General features: G+C 70.3%; 5 protein-coding genes and 1 pseudogene. All 6 read left to right on the top strand.

All coding sequences use genetic code 11. From position 1 onward, the window contains the following. A partial coding sequence (locus ON39_RS50240; protein WP_218006194.1) for a hypothetical protein occupies positions 1 to 219 on the top strand: 219 nt, incomplete at its 5' end. A gap of 3 nt (positions 220 to 222) precedes the next feature. Next, entirely contained in the window at positions 223 to 1,200 is a 978-nt protein-coding gene (locus tag ON39_RS35110) for a glycosyltransferase (protein WP_040740623.1), read from the top strand. 65 nt (positions 1,201 to 1,265) lie between these two features. Continuing rightward, positions 1,266 to 2,557, top strand: a pseudogene (locus ON39_RS35105) (glycosyltransferase). 2 nt (positions 2,558 to 2,559) lie between these two features. After that, positions 2,560 to 3,579 (top strand): UDP-glucuronic acid decarboxylase family protein, encoded by a 1,020-nt coding sequence (locus ON39_RS35100; protein WP_211336275.1) that lies wholly within the window; start codon positions 2,560 to 2,562, stop codon positions 3,577 to 3,579. 60 nt (positions 3,580 to 3,639) lie between these two features. Next, a complete protein-coding gene (locus ON39_RS35095; protein ID WP_040740622.1) occupies positions 3,640 to 5,262 on the top strand; it encodes a carbamoyltransferase family protein in 1,623 nt (540 codons plus the stop codon). Further along, the coding region (locus ON39_RS35090) for an HAD-IIIA family hydrolase (RefSeq protein WP_040740620.1) at positions 5,259 to 6,461 on the top strand (1,203 nt) is incomplete at its 3' end. The genes ON39_RS35095 and ON39_RS35090, both read left to right, overlap by 4 nt.

Below are 6,461 nucleotides of genomic sequence, written 5' to 3'. Positions count from 1 at the left end.
GGGATTGCGGATAACGATCGCCGGATGATCGCCGGAGACTGTGACAACGCCAGGTCCGCTCATGCCGGGGGTGTTGCCGGACGCCGAAGTTCCAAACCATCGGCGGTAAACGGCCAGGTCACGGATTCCGAGAGCCAGTTTCATGGCCCACGAGCAATTAACCGGAAATTCGCTCTGTACGGCGCATTGTTTGAGTCGGCGACAAAAGGCAAGAGCTAGGGCATGGTCCCGACGGTCGAACGCCTCAGCGTGCTGCTATGGCATGTGCACGGTTCGTGGACGACCTCGTTCGTTCAAGGGAGACACCGGTACTTCGTTCCCGTGGTGGCAGACGGCGGGCCGTGGGGGCGGGGACTGTGCGGTCGCGACTGGCCCGCGGTGCGGGAGGTGCCGGCCGAACGACTGCGCGATGCCGAGCCGGACGTGGTTGTGCTGCAACGCCCGGAGGAGATCGAGCTCGTCGAGCGCTGGCTCGGCCGCCGCCCGGGGGTCGACATTCCGGCGGTCTATGTCGAGCACAACACCCCTCGACCCAGCGCGGCGACCACCACGCATCCGCTGGCCGACCGCGCCGACATCCCCATCGTGCACGTCACCCACTTCAACGAGCTGATGTGGGACAACGGGCGCGCGCCGACCCGAGTCGTGCCGCACGGCATCGTCGACCCCGGCCCGCTCTACACCGGCGAGTTGCCGCACGGCGTCGCGCTGATCAACGAGCCGGTGCGGCGCGGCCGGATCACCGGCAGCGATCTGCTGCCCGCCTTCGCGGCCTGCGGCCCGATCGATCTGTACGGCATCGGCGCGGACGAGTTCCGCGCAGAAGGCCCGACCCGCCACCCGATCCAGGGCATCGGCGACTTCCCGCAGTCGGTCTTGCATCGGGAGATGGCGCGACGGCGGGTGTATCTGCACACCGCGCGATGGACCTCGCTCGGGTTGTCCCTGCTCGAGGCCATGCACCTCGGCATGCCGGTGCTGGCACTGGCCACCACCGAGGCCCCCGGCGCGGTCCCGCCGGAGGCGGGCGCCGTCTCCGCCGATATCGCGACGCTCACCGCGAAATTCCATGAATTCCTGCACGAACCGGACCTGGCGGTGCTCGCAGGCAAATCGGGGCGTCAATTCGCACTGGAGCATTTCGGCCTCGACGCCTTTCTGCACCGGTGGGATGCCGTACTCCACGAGATCACTGCATGAAACCGGGGGATGCTCCACCGCAAAGTGTCCGATCGAACGGCGTCTGGCGACCGAAAGGCAGGCCAATGAAGATCGCGATGGTGTCGGAGCACGCCAATCCGCTCGCCGCGCTGGGCGGCGTCGACGCCGGCGGACAGAACGTGCACGTCGCGGAGTTATCGGCGGCACTGTGCAGACAAGGCCACGACGCGTCAGCGTCTATACCCGGCGCGAGGATGCCGCGGCGGAACCGGTCACCACCACCGAGCAGGGCTACCGCGTGATCGGCGTGCCCGCGGGCCCGCCACACCCGCTGCCGAAGGACGAATTGCTGCCGCACATGGGCGAATTCGGCGCTTTCCTGCGCGAGCAGTGGCGCCGGGAACGCCCGGAGGTGGTGCACGCGCACTTCTGGATGTCCGGGCTCGCCGCCCTTTCCGCCGCTCGATCCACCGAAACCCCTGTGGTGCAGACCTTTCACGCACTCGGCGTGGTGAAGCGCAGGCACCAGGGCGCGGACGACACCAGCCCGGCCGACCGGATACGCCTGGAACAGTCGATCGCCCAGCAGACCGACCGCATCATCGCCACCTGCACCGACGAGGTCTTCGAGCTCGCCAGGATGGGCGTGCCGAGGGCCAGGACGTCGGTGATTCCGTGCGGCGTCGATCTCGAGCAGTTCACGCCCGACGGACCGACCGCCGCGAAGACGTCCACCCATCGCGTGATCAGTGTCGGAAGACTGGTGCCGCGCAAGGGTTTCGACATCGCGATCACCGCGCTCGCCGACCTGCCCGACACCGAACTGGTGCTCATCGGCGGCCCGGACGAGGGCGCGGTCGCCGACGATCCGGAGGGCAGCCGGCTGCTGGCGCTGGCGGACGAGCTCGGCGTACGGGACCGGCTGCACATGGTGGGCCAGGTCCCGCGAACGCACGTGCCTCAGCTGCTCCGATCGGCGGACGTGGTGGTGTGCACGCCGTGGTACGAGCCGTTCGGCATCACGCCGCTGGAGGCGATGGCCTGTGGCGTTCCCGTGGTCGCCAGCGCGGTGGGCGGGCTGATCGACACGGTCGTGGACGGGGTGACCGGCAGATTGGTGACGCCGCAGGAACCGGCGAGCCTCGCCGCGGCGGTGCGCGAACTGCTGGACGCGCCCGAGGTCAGGCAGCGATACGGCCGCGCCGGATACGACCGGGTGCACGCCCGCTACTCCTGGGACCGCGTCGCCAGGGACACGCTGCGCGAGTACCGGCGGGTGACGGCCGCGGCGGCGGGCAGGCGGGCGTTCGATCGCGCCGGCGGCGGGGAGCTGCGCACCGGGTCCACGCCGACCGATCGCGGTGTCCGCGCGAGCGGACTCACGGAGAGGAGATAACGGTGCCGGGACACGTCGAACGCGTATTGGTCACGGGCGGTTGCGGATTCGTCGGTTCGCACCTGTGCGAGCGGTTGCTCGACGCGGGCGCGGCCGTGGTCGCCGTGGACAACTTCGCCACCTCCGCACCGGACAATGTCGCCCAGCTACTCGGCAGACGCGGCTTCGAACTCGTGCAGCACGACATCACCGAGCCGTTGCCCGCGCTCGGCGCCTTCGATGTCGTCTTCCACCTCGCCTCCGCCGCGTCGCCGCCGGACTATCTGCGACTGCCGATCGAGACGCTGCGCGCCGGTTCGCTCGGGACCGCCCACTGCCTCGACCTGGCCGAGCGGAACGGGGCACGATTCGTGCTCGCCTCGACCAGCGAGGTCTACGGCGACCCGGCCGTGCATCCGCAGCCCGAACAGTATTGGGGGCACGTCAATCCGATCGGCCCGCGCAGCGTCTACGACGAGGCCAAACGGTATGCCGAGGCGTTGACGATGGCGTTCCGTCGCGAACGGGGTGTGCGCACCGGAATCGCCCGCATCTTCAACACCTACGGCCCGCGGATGCGCACCGACGACGGCCGGATGGTGCCGACGTTCATCGCTCAGGCCCTGTCGAACGCGCCGTTGACCGTCGCGGGCAGCGGCGAGCAGACCCGGTCGCTGTGCTACGTCGACGACACCGTGCGCGGCCTGACCGCGTTGGCGGCCAGTGAACATCCGGGGCCGGTCAATATCGGCAATCCGGACGAGGTTTCGGTGCGCCGGCTCGCCGTCGAGATCCGGGACGCGGTCGGCGCCACGTCCACGGTGCGTTATGTGGACGGCGCGGTCGACGATCCGCAGCGGCGCTGTCCGGACATCTCGCTCGCGCGCCGCGAACTGGGCTGGCAGCCGACGGTCGATCGGGCGGAAGGACTGCGCCGCACGATCGAGTGGTTCGCCGCGCGTTCACCCGGAGCGCGCCGCGAAGCCACCGCCTTGACCAGCGCCTTCGCGGTCCGGCTGTTTGATGAGGACGCAACCGGGTAGCGACCACTATGTCGTCGGCAGTATCGACAAGCCTCAATGTTTCGAACAGGAAGGCAGCCCGTGCGCATCCTCGGGATCAACGCGGTATTCCACGATCCGGCCGCCGCCGTGATCGTCGACGGCGAAATCGTCGCGGCGGCCGAAGAAGAGCGATTCAGCCGCCGTAAACACGGCAAACGGCCGGTGCCGTTCTCCACCTGGGAGCTGCCCGAGCAATCGGCCGCGTGGTGTCTCGAGCGCGCGGGGCTACGACCCGATCAGCTCGACGCGGTCGGCTACTCCTACGACCCGAGCCTGGTCGATCACTCGCTCGGCGGACTCGATCAGCGCAGTGAGGAGACCCGAACGGATTACGCGCGGCGGGCGCCCGGATTCCTGGCGGCCGCGCTGCCCGGACTCGACCCGGGGATCGTGCGATTCGTCCGGCACCACGTCGCGCACGCCGCGTCCGCCGCGCTGGCCGCGCCCATGGGCGACTCCGCCGTGCTGGTCGCCGACGGACGCGGCGAGAGCCAGTCCTATCTCGCCGGCGAGTACCGCGACGGCAAGCTCGTGGAGCTGGCGGCCCAGCGGCTGCCGCACTCGCTCGGGCTGATGTACGAGGACCTCACCGAACATCTCGGCTTCGCCCGGTCGAGCGACGAATACAAGGTGATGGCCCTCGCCTCGTACGGCACGCCCCGATTCCTCGACCAGTTCCGGGAGCTGATCTACACCACCGACGACGGTGGTTTCCGCACCGAGCCCGTGGACTGGTCCTCGTTCGCCCCGGCGGTGACCGGCGGCGAATTAAGCCGCGACCACGCCGATCTCACCGCGAGTGTGCAGCGACGACTCGAGGACGTGCTGCTGGAGTTGGTCACGTGGCTGCACCGGCAGACCGGACAGCGCGACCTCACGCTGGCCGGCGGCATCGCGCTCAACTGCGTCGCCAATACCCGGCTGCACGCGGAGGGTCCGTTCGACAACATCTGGGTGCAGCCGGCCTCGGGTGACGCGGGCACCGCGCTGGGCGCCGCCTTGCAACTGGCCGCCGAGCTCGGCGAGCGAGCAGCCCCGAGGCGCGGCGCCGACCTCGGCCGCGAATGGACGGACGCGGAACTCGAGTCCATCCTTCGCACCGCCAAGGTGCGCTACACCAAACCCGACGACCTGGCCGCCGAGGTGGCGCAGGCCTTGGCCGGCGACGACGTGGTGGCCTGGTTCCAGGGCCGCGCCGAGTTCGGCCCGCGCGCGCTCGGGCATCGTTCGCTGCTCGCGCATCCCGGGCGATCGGCGAACCTCGAACGCCTCAACGATGTGAAGGGCCGCGAGCAGTTCCGCCCGGTCGCGCCCATGGTGCTCGCCGACCGGGCCGCCGAGATCTTCGACCGCGGCCCGCTGCCGAGCCCGTACATGCTGTTCGTCCACGACGTCGCCCCGGCCTGGCGCGACCGCATCCCGGCCGTCACGCACGTGGACGGCACCGCCCGGGTACAAACGGTCGACCCCGCCGACAATCCTTTGCTCGCAAGGATGTTGGACGAGTTCGACCGGCGCACCGGATTGCCCGTGGTGGTCAACACGAGCTTGAACACCGCGGGCAGGCCGATGGTCGACTCGCCGCGCGACGCGCTCGAGTGCTTCGGGTCCGCGCCGATCGACCTGCTCGCCATCGGCCCGTTCCTGGTGCGGCGCGCATGAGCGCCGACTACAGCGTCGTGATCCCGACGACCGGCCGGGACAACCTCCGGCGGTTGCTCGAGACGCTCGACACCGCATCGGGTCCGCGACCGCGGGAGATCATCGTGGTGGACGACCGCCCCGACGGCGAAGACCTGACGCTGCCCGACACCGAGCCGCCGGTACGGGTCGTCCGCTCGGGCGGCCGCGGACCGGCCGCCGCGCGCAACGCGGGGTGGCGGCACGCCACCGGCGCGTGGATCGCGTTCCTCGACGACGACGTGGTGATCGCGGCGGACTGGCCCGCGCGACTGGCCGACGACCTGCGCGACATCGACGAGACGACGGCGGCTTCCACGGCCCGCATCGAGGTCGCGCTGCCTGCGCACCGCAAGCCGACCGACGAGGAACGCGGTGTCGCGCGGCTGGCCGACGCCCGCTGGATCACCGCCGACATGGCTTACCGCCGAACGGTTTTGGCGGAGGTCGGCGGCTTCGACGAACGGTTCCCCAGGGCGTTTCGCGAGGACGCCGATCTGGCGATTCGCGTCTGCCTCGCCGGTTACCGCATCGCCGACGGGCGACGGCGCACGTCTCACCCGGTGCGCCAGACCGGCGCGCTGGCCAGTGTGCGCGCGCAACGCGGCAATGCCGACAACGCCCTGATGCGAAGGAAATACGGCGCTCAGTGGCGTCAGCGCATCGGCGAAGCAGCCGGACTGCTGCCTCGGCACACACTCACCACCGCCGCGGGCGCGGCCGCGCTCGCGCTCGGCGTCACCCGACATCGACGCGCCGCACTGGCGTGCGCGACGGTGTGGACGGCATTGACCGCGGATTTCGCCGCGCGCCGGATCGCGCCCGGCCCCCGCACGCCCGTCGAGGTGGGCCAAATGATCCTGAGCAGCGCGCTGATTCCGCCCGCCGCTTGCTGGCACCGGCTGCGCGGCGAGCTGCGCCATCGGCACGCCACGCACGCGTCGCCGCTGGCTCTGCTCTTCGACCGGGACGACACCCTCATCGTCGACGTGCCCTACAACGCCGATCCCGCGAAGGTGCGGCCCGTGCCGGGCGCCGCCGACGCGCTGCGCGCGGTCCGGGCGGCGGGCCTGCGGCTCGGTGTGGTGAGCAATCAATCCGGCGTCGCGCGCGGTTTGATCAGCCATGCCCAACTCGCCGCGGTGAACTCGCGGGTCGAGGAGCTGCTCGGTCCGTTCGAG

Source organism: Nocardia tenerifensis NBRC 101015 (genome assembly GCF_000308715.1).
Classification (GTDB): domain Bacteria; phylum Actinomycetota; class Actinomycetes; order Mycobacteriales; family Mycobacteriaceae; genus Nocardia; species Nocardia tenerifensis.
Note: the sequence above shows the minus strand (reverse complement) of the source record. Positions and strands in the feature narration are given on the sequence as shown.

What these genes read in the sequence shown, in the direction of transcription:
- ON39_RS35110 (WP_040740623.1), top strand. Translation starts at nt 223, where the DNA reads ATGGTCCCGACGGTCGAACGCCTCAGCGTGCTGCTATGGCATGTGCAC.